The 15,449-nt window shown below is 68.3% G+C and carries 17 protein-coding genes; 11 read left to right on the top strand and 6 right to left on the bottom strand.

Annotation, left to right across the window (positions count from 1 at the left end; genetic code table 11):
• Nucleotides 1-149: 149 nt before the first annotated feature.
• Nucleotides 150-920 carry a ribonuclease PH gene (rph, locus tag GVY39_RS14090; protein WP_159924361.1) on the top strand — a complete coding sequence of 257 codons (771 nt, stop codon included), beginning with the start codon at nucleotides 150-152 and terminating at the stop codon, nucleotides 918-920.
• Entirely contained in the window at nucleotides 920-1,531 is a 612-nt protein-coding gene (gene rdgB, locus GVY39_RS14085; protein ID WP_159924359.1) for an RdgB/HAM1 family non-canonical purine NTP pyrophosphatase, read from the top strand. Before rph ends, rdgB begins: the two co-directional genes overlap by 1 nt.
• A 14-nt stretch (nucleotides 1,532-1,545) precedes the next feature.
• Here the strand turns inward: rdgB and GVY39_RS14080 are convergent, their stop codons facing one another.
• From GVY39_RS14080 to GVY39_RS14070, 3 genes are all read right to left on the bottom strand, one after another.
• A complete protein-coding gene (locus GVY39_RS14080) occupies nucleotides 1,546-1,845 on the bottom strand; it encodes a DUF3817 domain-containing protein (protein WP_223522154.1) in 300 nt (99 codons plus the stop codon).
• Between the two features lie 71 nt (nucleotides 1,846-1,916).
• Nucleotides 1,917-2,375: a transcriptional regulator gene (locus tag GVY39_RS14075; protein ID WP_159924355.1), complete on the bottom strand. Its 459-nt coding sequence runs from the start codon at nucleotides 2,373-2,375 to the stop codon at nucleotides 1,917-1,919.
• A 274-nt stretch (nucleotides 2,376-2,649) separates the two neighbouring features.
• Nucleotides 2,650-3,525, bottom strand: a complete 876-nt coding sequence (locus tag GVY39_RS14070; protein WP_159924353.1) for an oxidoreductase — start codon at nucleotides 3,523-3,525, stop codon at nucleotides 2,650-2,652.
• Between the two features lie 264 nt (nucleotides 3,526-3,789).
• Here GVY39_RS14070 and GVY39_RS14065 point away from each other — a divergent pair, with 264 nt between their 5' ends.
• Nucleotides 3,790-4,431, top strand: a complete 642-nt coding sequence (locus GVY39_RS14065) for a TetR/AcrR family transcriptional regulator (RefSeq protein WP_223518389.1) — start codon at nucleotides 3,790-3,792, stop codon at nucleotides 4,429-4,431.
• Here GVY39_RS14065 and GVY39_RS14060 read toward each other — a convergent pair.
• Complete coding sequence (locus GVY39_RS14060) at nucleotides 4,428-5,066, bottom strand: TetR/AcrR family transcriptional regulator (RefSeq protein WP_159924349.1); 639 nt, start codon at nucleotides 5,064-5,066, stop codon at nucleotides 4,428-4,430. The two genes, GVY39_RS14065 and GVY39_RS14060, sit on opposite strands and share 4 nt — an antisense overlap.
• 100 nt (nucleotides 5,067-5,166) lie before the next feature.
• Between GVY39_RS14060 and GVY39_RS14055 the strand changes: the two genes are divergently transcribed.
• The 6 genes from GVY39_RS14055 (at nucleotide 5,167) to GVY39_RS14030 (ending at nucleotide 11,687) form a co-directional block, all read left to right on the top strand.
• A complete protein-coding gene (locus tag GVY39_RS14055; protein WP_159924347.1) occupies nucleotides 5,167-5,475 on the top strand; it encodes a hypothetical protein in 309 nt (102 codons plus the stop codon).
• Nucleotides 5,476-5,548: 73 nt separating this feature from the next.
• Entirely contained in the window at nucleotides 5,549-6,496 is a 948-nt protein-coding gene (locus GVY39_RS14050) for a sigma-70 family RNA polymerase sigma factor (protein ID WP_159924345.1), read from the top strand.
• A 55-nt stretch (nucleotides 6,497-6,551) separates the two neighbouring features.
• A complete protein-coding gene (locus GVY39_RS14045) occupies nucleotides 6,552-8,585 on the top strand; it encodes a DHA2 family efflux MFS transporter permease subunit (RefSeq protein WP_369412152.1) in 2,034 nt (677 codons plus the stop codon).
• Nucleotides 8,586-8,643: 58 nt separating this feature from the next.
• Entirely contained in the window at nucleotides 8,644-9,288 is a 645-nt protein-coding gene (locus GVY39_RS14040) for a PadR family transcriptional regulator (RefSeq protein WP_159924343.1), read from the top strand.
• 184 nt (nucleotides 9,289-9,472) lie between these two features.
• The gene (locus GVY39_RS14035; RefSeq protein WP_159924341.1) at nucleotides 9,473-10,675 is read left to right on the top strand and encodes an NAD(P)/FAD-dependent oxidoreductase; all 1,203 of its coding nucleotides are present in this window, start codon (nucleotides 9,473-9,475) and stop codon (nucleotides 10,673-10,675) included.
• An 88-nt stretch (nucleotides 10,676-10,763) separates the two neighbouring features.
• The gene (locus GVY39_RS14030; RefSeq protein WP_159924339.1) at nucleotides 10,764-11,687 is read left to right on the top strand and encodes a LysR family transcriptional regulator; all 924 of its coding nucleotides are present in this window, start codon (nucleotides 10,764-10,766) and stop codon (nucleotides 11,685-11,687) included.
• 12 nt (nucleotides 11,688-11,699) lie between these two features.
• On the opposite strand, the gene GVY39_RS14025 is transcribed toward GVY39_RS14030, so the two are convergent.
• A complete protein-coding gene (locus tag GVY39_RS14025; protein WP_159924337.1) occupies nucleotides 11,700-12,491 on the bottom strand; it encodes a helix-turn-helix domain-containing protein in 792 nt (263 codons plus the stop codon).
• 85 nt (nucleotides 12,492-12,576) lie between these two features.
• On the opposite strand from GVY39_RS14025, the gene GVY39_RS14020 reads away from it, so the two are divergent.
• Nucleotides 12,577-13,020, top strand: a complete 444-nt coding sequence (locus tag GVY39_RS14020) for a hypothetical protein (protein WP_159924336.1) — start codon at nucleotides 12,577-12,579, stop codon at nucleotides 13,018-13,020.
• A 104-nt stretch (nucleotides 13,021-13,124) separates the two neighbouring features.
• On the opposite strand, the gene GVY39_RS14015 is transcribed toward GVY39_RS14020, so the two are convergent.
• The gene (locus tag GVY39_RS14015) at nucleotides 13,125-13,847 is read right to left on the bottom strand and encodes an HNH endonuclease family protein (RefSeq protein WP_159924334.1); all 723 of its coding nucleotides are present in this window, start codon (nucleotides 13,845-13,847) and stop codon (nucleotides 13,125-13,127) included.
• A gap of 668 nt (nucleotides 13,848-14,515) precedes the next feature.
• Here GVY39_RS14015 and GVY39_RS14010 point away from each other — a divergent pair.
• Entirely contained in the window at nucleotides 14,516-15,388 is an 873-nt protein-coding gene (locus GVY39_RS14010) for a haloalkane dehalogenase (RefSeq protein ID WP_159924332.1), read from the top strand.
• The last annotated feature ends 61 nt before the right edge of the window (nucleotides 15,389-15,449 follow it).

Here is a 15,449-nt window from a genome sequence, read left to right as displayed (position 1 = left end):
CGCACTCGAGACTCGAGACGTCGAACCCTTGTGTGGCACCCGAGCGAAGCGAGACCGAGCATCCGCCGTTCGCGGCCCGCGAGCCACAAGGGGGGCCGCGAACACGCCGCGCGAAGGCGCGGCCGATCGGACACAGTAGGCTGTGCCCCGTGTCGAGACGAGCCGATGGCAGGGCGGACGATGAGCTCCGCGAGGTCCGGATCACCCGGGGATTCACCACGCATCCAGCCGGTTCGGTGCTGGTGGAGTTCGGTCAGACGCGGGTGATGTGCACCGCGAGCGTCACCGAGGGAGTGCCGCCGTGGCGGCGTGACTCCGGGTTGGGCTGGCTCACCGCCGAATACGCGATGTTGCCCGCCGCGACGCACACCCGCAGCGGGCGTGAATCGGTGAAGGGCAGAGTCGGCGGACGGACCCAGGAGATCAGCCGACTGGTCGGCCGTTCGCTGCGCGCCTGCATCGACCTGGCCGCGATCGGTGAGAACACCATCGCGATCGACTGCGATGTGCTCCAAGCCGATGGTGGTACCAGGACGGCCGCCATCACCGGCGCCTACGTGGCGCTGGCGGATGCCGTGACCTATCTCGGCGCGGCAGGCGCGCTGGCCGACCCGCAGCCGATCTCGTGCGCGATCGCCGCGGTGAGTGTGGGCGTGGTCGACGGCCGGGTGCGCTTGGACCTGCCCTACGAGGAGGATTCGCGCGCCGAGGTCGACATGAACGTGGTCGCGACCGACACCGGGACATTGGTGGAGATCCAGGGCACCGGCGAGGGCGCCACCTTCCCGCGCTCCACGCTGGACAAGTTGCTCGATTCCGCGCTCGCGGGCTGTGAGCAGCTGTTCGTCGTGCAGAAAGAGGCGCTGGCGCTGCCGTATCCCGGTGTGCTTCCGGAGCCGGCCGAGGCGAAGAAGAAGTGATGACCCGCCGTCTGCTGGTGGCCAGCCGCAACGCCAAGAAATTGAACGAGCTGCGCCGCATTCTCGATTCGGCGGGTATCACCGGTATCGAGATCGTCGGGTTGAACGACGTTCCCCCGTACGACGAAGCACCCGAAACCGGCGCGACGTTCGAGGAGAACGCACTGGCCAAAGCGCGCGACGGCGCCGCGGCCACCGGGTTGGCCTGTGTCGCCGACGACTCCGGTCTCGAGGTGGACGCGTTGAACGGGATGCCCGGCGTGCTGTCGGCGCGCTGGTCCGGCAAGCACGGCGACGACGCGACCAACAACGTGCTGCTGCTGGCACAACTGGCCGATGTGCCGGACGAGCGCCGCGGCGGGCGGTTCGTGTCGACCTGTGCGCTGGTTGTGCCCGGCGGCGTGGAGACCGTGGTGCGCGGCGAATGGCCCGGCGTGATCGGGCGGAAGCCGGTGGGCGACGGCGGTTTCGGCTACGACCCACTGTTCGTCCCGGAGGGCGGCGATGTCACCGCGGCCCAGTTGACGCCCGCGCAGAAGGACGCGATGTCGCATCGCGGCCGGGCGCTGGCCCAGTTGACGCCCGCGCTGGCTGCGCTGGCCGACGGCTGAGCGCGGGCCTGGGGTCAGACGCCGAAGTCCTGCTTGACCTGCTTGGCGTTGACGTGCTCGACGAAGAACGACAGCAGGGGGATGGTGCCCGCGAGCAGAGTGCCGACGGTGCGCAGGACCGGCCAGCGGACCTTGACCGCGAGGTCGGCGGTGAACAGCAGGTAGACGAAATACACCCAGCCGTGCACGACGGCGATCCAGCTGGGGGTCTGCACGTCGAAGCCGTACTTGGCGATCATCTCGCCGGTGAGCAGCAGCAGCCAGAGTCCGGTGATCCAGGCCAGCGCCCGGTAGCGCAGGAGCGCCGGACCGATTTTGGCGGCGTTCCCGGCAGCGGCCGGGGTCTCGGTGGTCTGGCTGGTCTCGGTGGAATTCTCGCTGGTGGTCAACCGGCGCTCCTCTCGCGGGTGGGCAGGCCTGCCGAACGGACCTGCTCATCGATGTCGTTGGCGTGCAGTTCGGCGAGGTACCGGTTGTACTCGGCGAGCACCGGGTCCTCGTCCCGAACGGCCTTGGGGCGCTCGGGCAGCAGACCCGCGGGCAGTTCTGTGGGAGCGATCGGTTTCGCGGCGCGCCCGGCTGCGGTGGGAGTGCGCCGGGGGGTCTCGTCCTCCGTTTCGTTCGCTTCACGCTCGAGCCGGACGAACCGGAAGTAGGCGAAGACGGCGAATCCCGCGAACAGCGGCCACTGCAGCGCGTATCCGAGATTCTGGCCGGTGCCGCTGGAGGACTCGTACCGTTCCCACTGCCACCAGGCCAGCGCCAGGCAGCCCAGCGCGGCCACGATCACCAACGCGATCAGGGCCGGGCGGTTGTGTGCCGAGCGGCGGGGTGAGGCGGACACGGCTTCTACGGTACCCGTTCTACTACGCGGGCCGTAGAACCAGGTACGTCGTCTCGCGCGCGCTGTGGCCACGATCATCGCGACGCGCGAGCGGACTGCGTCGGAGCAGGTCTTCAGCCGGTGCCGTCGAGCGCGCCACGCGCGGCGCTCACGCTCAGGAGTTCGGGCGTGCACAGCGGGCCGGGCACACGGTTGACGGGCACGGCAGCCTCCGTCGGCCTGGATGCCCGCGCCGGACGGGTCGAGTCCGGACCGCGCCCGAGCGGCGTCCGGCTCAGAACGAGTAGACGACGCCGGTCTTGCGTTCGGACTCGGCCCACAGTCGCTGCCAGAGCTCCCTGTTCTGCGACAGGCGGGTGGACGGCGCGGCCTTGACCGGCCCTTGGGTTCCGAACAGCCAGGTGGGCCCCCAGTAGACCTCGGGGTCGGCATCGGGCATGGTCGCGGCGAACAGCGTCGAGTGCGCTGCCTTGGCGGGTGAGTGTCCGATCAGCCGGATGAACGGTTTGGAGATGTAGTCGAGCGGGGTCTCGGTGTGGGCGAAGAGGTCGGTGGCCGAGACGCCGGGGTGCACACCGTAGGAGCGCTTGCGCGAGCCGGATTCGGCCAGTCGGCGCTGTAGTTCCCGCGCGAACATCAGATTGCACAGCTTGGACTGGGCGTAGGCGAGATTGCGCTGGTAGCGGCGGTTCTGGTAGTCGAGGTCGTCGATCCGCAGCTTCGGGGTCTGCTTGTGCGCGATGCTGGAGAGCGTGACCACCCGATCGGTGATCCGGTCCAGCAGCAGTCCGGTGAGCGCGAAGTGTCCGAGGTGGTTGACGCCCCATTGGGTTTCGAAACCGTCCTTGGTCCGCGAGAACGGGAGGTTCATCAGGCCCGCGTTGTTGACCAGGACGTCGATCTCGTCGCTGTCGTCGGCGAACTTGCGCACCGAGGCCAGGTCGGCCAGGTCCAGTTCGGCCACCCGGACGTCGCCGTCGATGGCCCCGGCGACCTCTTTCGCCTTGACCGGGTTGCGGCAGGCCATGATCACGGTCGCGCCCTTGGACGCCAGGACTTTCGTGGCGACGGCGCCCAGGCCGCCGTTCGCGCCGGTGATGACAAAGGTGCGTCCCGTCTGATCCGGGATCTCACTTGGTTTCCACGCCATGGGCCAACCTTACTTTGGAGTAAGTTTCGGGGGAAGGTTTCGACGGCATTCGGCATCGATCGTCTCAGACGCGAGAGTTCACGCCCCGGAACGCAGCCGCGACACGAGCTTCGCATCGTGCTCTGAGCCGCATATGTGATCCCTGTCGGTCTCAGATTTGCCATAAGTATGCGGGGTCCTGGTGGAGACCGCAAGAACGAAGTCGTTCGGTCTCCGCCTATGGGAATAGTCCGTGGTCGCCGGGATTTCGCTACGGTGAGAGATGTGACGGCGACAGCGGGTAGACAGTACGGCGGGCGTGCTGTCGCGGAGCGGAAGGCCGAGCGGCGCCTGCGGTTCCTCGACGCGGCCACCCGGATCTTCGCCGAACGCGGCTACGCGAACTGCTCGCTGGCCGACGTCTGCGCGGCCGCGGGCCTGTCCAAGCGGCAGTTCTACGAGGAGTTCCAGACCAGGGAAGACGTTCTGGTCGCCGCGTACGACCGGATCCAGGACGAGGCCGCCGCCGCCGTGCTCGCCCGGATCGGTGAACTCGACCCGCGGTTCGACCTGCCCGCCGCGATGACCGCCGTGGTGACGGCCTACCTCGAATCGATCGGTTCCGATCCCTATCGCGCGAAGGTCGCCTTCATCGAAGTGGTCGGGGTGAGCGACGGGATGGAGCGCCACCGTCGCGAACGCCGCCACGGCTGGGCGTCGGTGCTGGAGTCTCATGTGGTGCCGGTCGTAGCGCCGGGCTCGAGGGTGCGCGGCGCGCCGGGGTGGGGTGCGAGCGCTTTGATCGGCGCGATCAACGGCTTGGCGCACGAGTGGGTACTCGCCGATCCGCGTCCGACGGCGGCCGAGCTCGTCGATCTGCTCGTCCCGATCGCCATGGCGTTGATCGAGCGGCCGCGGGAGAGCTAATCGCGGACGGCGTAGTCGCCGATCGCTTGCTCCAGCGTGTCGAACGCGCTGCCGATGTATTCGGTGAGGGCGGTGGCGATGCGGTCGCCGGATTCGCCGTCGAGCGTGCGGCGCAGGGTCTCATCGAACAGGACGCGATGCACGCCGCCGAGCAGCGCGGCCGCGACGCGAGGTGTGATGTCGGTGGCCGCGGCGCTCGTTTCCGCCGCGAGGGTGGTGGCCAGCGCCTGTTCACGCTCGTCGTGGAACTCGCGCAGCCGGGCCGTCAGCGCGGGGCTGTCGGTGATCATGCGGGCGAATTCGGGCCCGGAGAAGCCCACCACCGGATCTTGCCGGGCCACGGCGGCCAGGTAGTCCCGCCGTAGCGCGGCGAGCGCCGACTCGCCGGACGCGCGCTCGCGCACGACGCGGGCGAGCTGGTCGACGAACACCTCGTGCAGGTCCAGTGCGAGATCTTCCTTGCGAGGGAAGTAGTTGGTGACCGTCATCTTCGCGACCTGCGCGGCGGCGGCGACGTCGGCGATCGTCACCTTGTCGAAGCCGTGTTCCAGGAACAGCGCGGTCGCGTGATGGGAGATGTTCTCCCTGGTCTGCTGCTTTTTCTTGGCCCGGAGCCCGAGGTCGGCTGTGCTCATGTCATCACCATAGCTGAATCCGACATAAAAATGCTCTTGACATATTTTTATGCTCATTCTAAGTTTGTGTTCGTCATCGGAACGAAGGAGCGGCAGCACCATGAACCACGGACTTGTCGAAGCGACCCCGACCCGCATCAGCTCCACCCTCGACCGAAAGGGATCAGCCACCATGGCCGACAAGACCACCGCGCATTCCGTCCTCGAAACCGCGATTCGCCTGCTCCGCACCGAAGGGGACGACATGAGCGGTGCTGCCCGCGACGTGGCCGCGGCCCGCGTCACCCCGCCCGTTCGGCCCTACCCGAGCGCAGTGCGCCGAGGGCGACGGGACACCGAGCCGATTCGGTCCACCACGGGTTATCGCGCCAAGCCGCAACGCCCGCTGCGCATCCCGGGGCGCGGCTGACCTCCCCTCATCCCCGTTCGGCGGCGTGTTCGCCGCGCCGCCGAACGGTCCGCTTCACCAGGAAGGACGTTCCGTGACCGAACTGTGCACCCGCCCTACCCGCTTCCCCGGCGCCGTCAGCGCCGACCCGATCAAGGATTACCTGCGGCTCATCGGCCGCACCCCACTGCTCACCGCCGCGCAGGAGTTCGAGCTCGGCGAGCGGATCGAGGCCGGCGAGCAAGCCGCTGCGCGCCTGGCGGCCGGTACCGAGGTCGATGCGCTGGAGCGCGGCCGATTGCGTCGCCGGATCGCGGACGGCGAACGCGCCAGAGCGCACATGGTCGAGGCCAACTTGCGCTTGGTCGTCTCGATCGCCAAGCGGTATCCGACGCCCACGGGCATGTCGCTGCTGGACTTGGTGCAGGAAGGCACGCTCGGCATGATGCGCGCGGTGGAGAAGTTCGACCACCGGCGCGGGCTGAAGTTCTCCACGTACGCGACCTGGTGGATCAAGCAGTCGATCGGTCGAGCACTGGCCGATCAGAGTCGCACGATCCGGATACCGGTGCACGTCGTCGAGATGCTCAACCGGCTGAACCGCACGCAGCGGGCGCTGGCTCAGCGGCTGGGGCGCGCGGGGACGGTCGCGGAGCTCGCCGCGGAGCTGGAACTGCCGGCGGGAAAGGTGCGCGACCTGCTCGACCTCGCCCGCGAACCGCTGTCGCTGCACACCCCGATCGGCGACGATGCCACCGAGTTCGGTGAGCTCATCGCCGACACCGCGCCGGACCCCTCCGATTCGGTGGCCGCGTCGGCGCTGCGCGCCCAGCTCGACCGGGCGCTCGGCACGTTGACGGCACGGGAGGCCGAAGTGCTCGCGTCGCGCTACGGCCTGGCCGGCGCGGAACCGAAGACACTCGAAGAGGTCGGCAAGACCTACGGCGTGTCTCGCGAACGTGCTCGGCAAATCGAGGCCAAGGGCCTGGCGAAACTGCGGCAGCCTGCGCGGCTCGAGGCGCTGGAGGGCCTTCTCGGCTGATTCGCTGTTGTGTCGCTGGATATCCATCCAAGCGGCAGAGTCCCATACTGGGCTGATGGCTGGTTCGGTAGCTGTGGCCGCGGACCCGGTTGCCCCGATGGGCAGGGCCAAGACCAACATCGTCTTCGGCACGATCGTGCTCGGCATGCTGATGGCGGCGTTGGACCAGACCATCGTGTCCACCGCGCTGCCCACCATCGTGGCCGATCTCGGCGGTGCGGGGCACATGGCCTGGGTGGTCACGTCGTATCTGCTCGCCGAGGCGGTGGCGACGGCGCTGGCGGGCAAGCTCGGCGATCTGTTCGGCCGCAAGCTGGTATTCCAGGTCAGCGCGGTGATCTTCATCGTCGGGTCGATGATCGCGGGCTTGGCGAACGGCATGCTGTTGCTGGTCGCCGCCCGCGGCATCCAGGGCTTCGGCGCCGGTGGACTGATGGTCACCTCGATGGCGCTGATCGCCGACATCATTCCGCTGCGGCAGCGTGGCAAGTACCAGGGCGCACTCGGGGCGGTGTTCGGCGTGACCACGGTGATCGGTCCGACGCTGGGCGGCCTGTTCACCGACCACGCCAGTTGGCGCTGGTGCTTCTACATCAACGTGCCGGTCGCCGTTGTCATGATCGCGTTGGCGGCGCGCACCATCCCCCGGGTGCGGGCCGCGGCCAGGCCGATCATCGACTACGCGGGCATCGGTCTGGTGGCGCTGGGCGTCTCCTGCTTGATCCTCGGATTGGAATGGGGTGGGGAGCAATACGCGTGGGGTTCGCCGACAATCATCGGCCTGTTCGCCGGGGCGGTGATCCTGCTGGCCGGGTTCGTGGCGGTGGAGTCGCGAGCCGCCGAACCGATGCTGCCGATGGGGTTGTTCCGCAGCCGGGTATTCACGGTGTGCTCGATCCTCAGCTTCATCGTCGGCTTCGCGATGCTCGGCTCGCTGACCTACCTACCCGCCTATCTGCAATACGTGGACGGGGTTTCGGCCACCATGTCCGGCGTGCGCACCCTGCCGCTGGTGGCAGGCCTGTTCGCCACGTCGATCCTGTCCGGACAGGTGGTCGGCAAGACCGGACGCTACCGGTACTTCCCGATCGCGGGCACGCTGGTCATGGCACTCGGGCTGTACCTGATGTCGACCATGGGCCGGACCACCAGCACCTGGCTGGAGTCGCTGTACATGCTGATCCTGGGTCTCGGCATCGGCCTGGCCATGCAGGTGCTCACCATCGTCGTGCAGAACACCGTGCCCTACGCCCAGCTGGGCACCGCCACCTCCGGGGTCACCTTCTTCCGCACGCTCGGGAGCGCCTTCGGCACAGCCGTTTTCGGCACCCTGTACAGCAACGAGATCGGTCCCGCGCTCGCCGATGCCCTGACTCGCTCGCGTGTGGTGCCGCCGGAGGTCGCGGCGGACCCGCAGGCGTTGCGCGCACTGCCCGCCGAGCAGTCGGCTCCCCTCATCGACGCGTACGCGGACTCCATCGCTCACGTGTTCTTCTGGGTCGTACCGGTCGCGCTGGCCGGATTCGTGATCGCGTGGCTGCTGCCCGAAGTGCCGCTGCGCGACAGCGCGCGAGCGGGCGCGGGCGATGTGGGCGAAGGGTTCTCGGTGCCCGACTCACCGGATCGGTTGGTGCAACTGGAACGGGCTATCGCGGGCACCATGCGCGGGGCGGGAGCCGAGCACCCGATCGGCCCGCGCATCCTCGCCGAGGCCGACAGCGACCTGACGCGTGGGGAGGCATGGGCGCTGGGACAGGTGTATCTGCGCGACCGGGTGATCGGTGCGGCGACGCTGGCCGAGATAGCGCGGGCGCACCGGTTGCCCGACGAGGTGATCGAACCGATCTACGACCAGGTCGGCGCGGAGGGGTATCTGACGCGCGAGGGCGAACGGTTGCGGCTCACCGACTCCGGCGCGGCCGAGATCGATCGGATCAAGACCGCTTGGCGGCGCTGGCTCGACAGCAGGCTCGACGATTGGAACGAAGCCGATCCCGCCGACCGCGCCCTGCTGGAACAGGCGCTGACGAACATCGCCACGAAATTGCTGGAAGACCACACGCGCGAGCAGGAAACGGTGCCCGCCTGAGCGCTTGCGCCCGAATACTCGCACACGTATATTCGTGAACGAGTAGGGAGGCGCCGCTATGAAGAAACGCAAGGTGGACAACCTGCTGGCGCTCGCGGTGCTGTCGGTGATCATCGAGCGTCCGATGCACCGCTACGAGATCGCGCAGACCTTGCGCGAGCGGGGCAAGGACCAGGACATGGCGATCAAGTGGGGCTCGCTCTACACGGTCGTGCAGAACATGGCCAAGGTCGGTTTCCTCGAAGTGGTCGGCAGCGAACGGGCCGGTGCGCGGCCGGAGCGGGTGATCTACCGGATCACCGACGCGGGCCGCGCCGAGATGGCCGATTGGACCAGGGAACTGCTGTCGACTCCCGAGCAGGAACATCATCGGTTCGTCGCGGGCCTGTCCATTCTCGCGGTGCTCCCGCCCGCCGAAGTGGTCGACCTGCTCGGCACGCGCCTCGAAGCGCTGAAACGGACGATCGAGCGCCTGCGCGGTGAACTCGACGGCTTGGCGGGCACGCTGCCTCGCCTGTTCATCGTCGAGTCCGAGTTCGCGCTCACGATGCTGGAAGCCGAGGCGGCATGGACGCGTTCGCTGCGCGACGAGCTGACCGGGGGCACCTTCCCGGGGCTGGAGCAGTGGCGCGCGTGGCACGACCGCGGCATGCCGCCATCCGAGGTCACCGAACTGGTGGAGAGGGGGATGGCCGAGAACTAATCCCGGAAATCGGGCCCGGGGAGGTGCGGCAACACCGCCGCCGGGCCCGATCGAAACAGTCTCGAACCGCGCCCGCGAACGCGCACCCGGCTACAAGGCTGGCAACCACAGGATAACCGGGTGGGTGACGCGCGCGTCGGTTCGGGAACCGAAACCCCGTATCGCACGAATCCTGGAGACACCCATGTCCGAAACACGTACCGCCCTGGTGATCGGTGGCGGAATCGCCGGCCCCGTGGTCGCGACCGCCCTGCGCAAAGCGGGCATCGAAGCTCGCGTCTACGAGGCTTATCCCGGCCCTTCCTATGGCATAGGCAGCGGACTCGCCCTCGCGCCCAACGGCATCGCCGCCCTCGACATCATCGGAGCGGGCGACCCCGTCCGTGCGATCGCGCAACCGGTGTCGCAGATGAACATGGCGGTTGGAGACAAGGTGCTCGCATTGCCCGGCCTCGCCGATGTGCCTCCCCTGCAACTGGTCGATCGCAGCGAATTGCACCAAACGCTGCATCGGCACGCGGTCGCCGCGGGGGTGCCGTTCGAGTACGACAAGCGCCTGGTCGATGTAGGTGAGCGGGAGACGGGCATCGTCGCCCGGTTCGCCGACGGCAGCACGGCCACCGCCGACGTGCTGATCGGCGCGGACGGCATCCGCTCGACGGTGCGCACGTTGATCGACCCGGACGCGCCGGGCCCCGCCTACACCGGCATGCTGGGTTTCGGTGCGATCACCGAGTGCGCCGCAGACCTCGCGCCCGACACGATGACTTTCGCGTTCGGCAAGCGGGCGTACTACCTGTACTGGCCGGTCGGCGACGGCCGTGTCGCGTGGGGAGCGAACCTGCCGTACAAGGAGTATCTGTCGCTCACCGCGGCGCGGGCGATCCCGAACACACACTGGTTGGAGATCCTGCGCGCGACCTACCGCGATGACACCCCTGGCGGCGAGTTGGCCCGCCGTACCACCGAGGAAGAGCTGGAAGTGACCGGCGCGCTGCACATCATGCCGCCGGTGCCGCACTGGTATCGCGGACGGATGGTACTGGTGGGCGACGCGGTGCACGCCCCGTCCAACAGTTCCGGCCAAGGCGCGTCGCTGGCGATCGAGAGCGCCGTGCAGCTGGCCCGCTGCCTGCGTGATCTGCCCGCCCCGGAGGCGTTCGCCGTCTACGAGCGCTTGCGGCGCGACCGTGTGGAGGGTATCGCCGCTCGCGCCGCGAAGATCAATCACAGCAAGACGCCGGGGCCGGTGGCGCGCAGAGTAATGCGGCTGCTCATGCCGCTCATGGCCAAGACCGTGATGAAACCGGAGAAGACCATGGGACCCGAGCAGCGCTACCGCATCGATTGGGACGCGCCGGCCGACAGCGAGCTCGCGGCGGCCTAGGAGCACCGAGAACGCCCGCCGGTCCGGCCGATCGGCTGGACGGCCCGTTCCTGCGCGACTCGCATCAGCGGAAGAATAGAATTTCGCTGTGAGCGATAGGGATTCCGATGGGAATGTCGATCTGAACCAACTGCGCACGTTCTTGGCCGTACACCGGGCCGGATCGATCACCGCGGGAGCGCGGCTGGTCGGGCTGTCCCAGCCGACGGTAACCGGGCAATTGCAGGCGTTGGAGAAGCGGCTCGGCGCGCGACTGTTCGAGCGACTGCCGCGCGGCGTGTCGCCGACCGCGGCGGCGACCGAGTTGGCGGCGCGCGTCGCCGCGCCCCTGGACGCGCTGGACACCGTAGCGGGCCCGGACCACCGTGCCGAGCCCACGCCCCAGCCCGCCGTGCGGCTGGCCGGGCCCGCCGAGTTCCTCGCGGTCCACGCGCTCCCGGCGCTCGCGCCGCTGGTCGATCGGGGCGTGCGGCTGGCGGTCGCCGCCGGGCTGTCCGACGATCTGCTCGGCGGCCTGCGCGCGGGACACTTCGACCTGGTGGTGTCGACCGTCCGCCCTCGAGGCCGGACAGTGGTCGCCGAACCACTGTGCGACGAGGAATTCGTGCTCGTCGCCGCGCCGCCGATCGCCGCGCGAGTAGACGGCGAGCTGTCGCGGGCCAGGGTCTCGGCCGCACTGTCCGGTATCCCACTGGTCAGCTACGCCCCAGACCTGCCGATCCTGCGGCGGTACTGGCGGCACGTCTTCGGTGTCCGGCTCGTCGCCGAGGCCGCGGTCGTCGTCTCCGACCTACGCGCGGTGGCTTCGGCGGTCGCGGCGGGCGCGGGGATCAGCGTGCTGCCGCGCTATCTCTGTGCCGCCGAACTGGATTCCGGAGCGCTTGTCACGCTGCTGCAACCGGACGACCCGCCGATCAACACGGCGTTCCTGGTGCGTCGTCCCGGTCCCACCGCCCGCTCGCACGTCGAGCTGGTCTATCGCCGGCTGCTCGCGGCGGCGCGGGGCTGGTGAGCGCCATCCCGCTCAGCGCCGTGCCGCGCGGTCGCGCAGGATGCGCGCGGTCTGCTCGTCACCGGGCAGGAACGCCTCGAGCTGCAACTCCGCGAGCGTGACGTCGACGGCGGTCGCGAACGAAGTGAGTGTGGTGATCAAACGCAATTCGCCTTCAGCGCAGCGCAGGCGCAACGGCACCGCGAAACCGAGGTGGTCCGGACCGGGATCGGCCTGCGGAAGATAGGTTTCCAGCTCTTCGACGAGTTCGTCCAAGGCTGGATCGGGGCTGCGTGCCATCCGGTTGCGCAGCGCCTCGGTGATGTGTTTCCCCCATTCCGGCAGGTTCAGCACGCGGGCGGCCAAGCCGTCCGGGTGCAGCGCGAGCCGGAGCACGTTGACCGGCGGCTCCAGCAACCAGGGGGCGGCCCCCTCGGTCAGCACGTCGAAGGCGGCGTTGGCGGCGACCAGGATGCCGTAGGGCTGTACGACCAGCGCCGGGTAGGGCTGATGGCCGTCCAGGATGGCGCGCAACGCCTCCAGAACCGGCGCCAATTCCCGGGTGTCGAGTTCCGTTTCGGGAAAGATCGGCGCGAATCCCGCGGCCAGCAATAGTCCGTTGCGCTCACGCAGCGACAACTCCAGTGATTCGGCCAGTCGCACCACCATGGTGCGTCCCGGACGTGAGCGGCCCTGCTCCAGGAAGCTCAGATGCCGCTGCGTGGTGTCGGCGCGGATCGCGAGGTCGAGCTGGCTGACCCGGCGCAGCGTCCGCCAATGCTTGAGCTGCCGGGCGAACCCGGTGGACTCGGTCGCCGTCGTCATAGCAGCAGTATCGGGCGCTGCGCTGTCGCTCGCCATACCCTGCGGGGAATCGCACACGCTTCGGACGAGGACGAAACTCTGCCGCATGAGCAATGAACTCGATGAGCAGGAACTCGCGCGTTTCGCCGAACAGTACGTCGCGTTGTGGAACGAGCCCGACGCCGCGGCCAGGCGCGAGCGGATCCGGCGGCTGTGGTCCGAAGACGGGGCGCAAGTACTGGTGGACCCACCGGAGGCGATGCGTGAGGCGCTGGCCGCGCTGTCCTTCCCGATCCCGACCGTGGAGATCCGGGGTCACGAGGCGCTCGCCAAGCGCGTCGACCGCGCGTACGACGAGTTCGTCGCCCCCGGCGAGCACCTGTTCGCGTCGAAGGAGCCTGCGGTGCTGCTGTCGGTGAACCTGATCGGGCTCTCCTGGCACATGGTGACCCATGCCGACGGCGCCGTCGTCGGCGGTGGTTACGACGTCATCGCGCTCGACGACGACGGCCGGATCCGATGGGACCACCAGTACATCGGCGTCGCGTGACGAACGCCGTCACTTACCGTTCGGAGCCGTGACGTCGCAAATCCGTGCGGCCGGGCGCGTACGGCATGATCCGTTCGGAAGGTGGCGTTCGAGTTCCGTGCGGCTCAGGGGCAGGCGGTCAGAACTCGCACCATGGCGTCTTTCTCCGCCGGGGTGACCCAGAGCTGGTAGGCCGCCTTCACCTGGATTTGCCTCGTCAGATACGCGCAGTGGTAACCCTTGACCGGTGGCAGCCACTCGGCCGCGTCGGAGTCGCTCTTGGACTGGTTGGTGGGCCCGTCGACGGCTTGCAGGTTCAGCGGATCGTTGGCCAGGTCACGGCGGCGCTCGGCGGAAAGTTGTTGTGCGCCTTTCTGCCAGGCGTCCGAGAGCGCGACGACGTGATCGATCTGCACGTCGTCGGAAGACCTTGTGCCGCGCTTGAAGTTGATGGTCTTACCGGTATAGGGGTCGGCGAGCGTACCGGTGGAGACGATGCACTTGCCCGATTTGAAGGTCACGTCGGTGAGGTCGCGCTGGAGAATGTCGTTGCGGGTGTCGCAGCCGTTGTTGCCCCCGGGCACCGACACATTGTCCGACCAGGGCGGCCCGAATTCGTCGCGGCTGTAGCCGGTTCTGGGCGCGCGCTCGGCGACGCGCAGGGAGTTCAAGAGGGCGAGGGCGTCGCGACCGGGGATCGGGGCGGGCGCGTCGGCGCAGGCCCGGCCGCCGGGACCACATTCCACCGCCGTCGATTCGCTGGGCCGAATGGAAGAGCAGGAGAGCAGTCCGACGGAAGCCGCGACCGTTACGCCGATCAGAGCCAACCGCTGCGCTGTGGACTTCATCGCACTTCCTAACGCCGAACCCCAGTGAAACTGTAACCGGCGTCAACGTATCCAGTGCCGGGGTTCGCACAACCGAACGGCGCGTATGAGATTCGGCACAGCTGTGGGATAGCGGGCGGTAGGCCGGGGCTGGTGGGCAGAAGAGTGGGGCCGCCCCCGAATCGCCGTGCCGGCGCCGATTCGGGGGCGGTTTATCACGAGGAGGCCTGGGGAGCCGCGCGGTTGTGCGGATGGTTGTCCACTCCGAAAACCGCACTGGGACGACACCACGGGGCTGATGAGGGGGAGGTCCCGAGGTGTCGAGCCGCGCCTGCTCCGGACTCACTCGTGATGATCAGGGGTGATCGGGATCCGGTCCCGGTGACCAGGGGAGATCCCTCTCCGTGGACGTCGGCACGAGTCTCGATCACGCTTGGTTCTACGTATCAGAACAGTAGATATGTGCGGTGTAGATTGGCAAGTTCGTTCCCAGGGTCCGGAAAATTTCTCAGCCGATCTTCAGTTTCGGCCATGCAACTACTGCATGAGTACGGATGTTTCCGTGGGATGACGGCGCGGTCGGGACCGAAAGATGTGACCATGCTCACGGGGGGACCGGTCACAGGCAGCGGAGATCGCGTGTCGAAACGGATACAGGCGAGCAATCCGCCACCCGAAAGGACCGCATCATGCCCACCGTCGACGTACTCGACTCGTTCCTCAGCTACCGCGACACCGGCGTGGGGGAGACCCCCGTGGTGTTCCTGCACGGCAATCCGACCTCGTCCTATCTATGGCGCAATGTGATTCCGCATGTCGCGGACCGGACCAGAGCACTGGCGCCGGACCTGATCGGGATGGGGGAGTCGGGTAAGCCGGACAGCGGCTACCGATTTACCGATCACGCCGCCTACCTGGACGGCTGGTTCGACGCGCTCGGCTTGGACCAGGTGGTGCTGGTCGGGCACGACTGGGGCGGCGCGCTCGGCATGGATTGGGCCGCTCGGCATCCGGATCGCGTGCGCGGCATCGCGCTGATCGAGACGTTCCTGCGGCCGATGCGCTGGGAGGAGTTGCCTTCGCTGGGCGCCGAACTGTTCCGGAAGTTCCGCTCCGCCGAAGGAGAGCGAATGATATTGGAGGAGAACACTTTCATCGAGTTCAACCTGCCGAAGGGCGTCGCCGACCTGGCGGCCGAGGACCACGACGTGTACCGGGCGCCGTATCCGACTCCGGCATCGCGCAAGCCGCTGCTGGTATGGCCGCGGGAGTTCCCCCTGGACGGAGAACCCGCCGACGTGGTGGCACTGGTCCGGAACTACGGCGTGTGGGCCGCCGCGACACCGGACGTGCCCAAACTGTTGATGGCGCTGGAGAACGGCGTAGGGCTGGGATCGGCGGAAGTGATCGACTGGGCCGCGAACGCCTTCGCGAGCGCCGAGGTCGCGCCGATCGGCCCGGCGGGCCACCACGCGCCGGAGGACCGGCCGGAGGAGATCGGCCGGGCGGTCGCGCGGTGGCTCGACCGGCACGCCCTGATCGCAGCGGCTGCCCGGTCGTGACCGCGCCCGCGGTGTGACCCGGCGGCGCTTGCGCCGACCGTGACGCGGGCCGAATGATGGC

It is taken from the genome of Nocardia sp. CY15 (assembly GCF_009829295.1).
Lineage (GTDB): Bacteria > Actinomycetota > Actinomycetes > Mycobacteriales > Mycobacteriaceae > Nocardia > Nocardia sputi.
The sequence above is the reverse complement of the archived record's forward strand: the minus strand, read 5'-3'. Positions and strand labels throughout refer to the sequence as shown.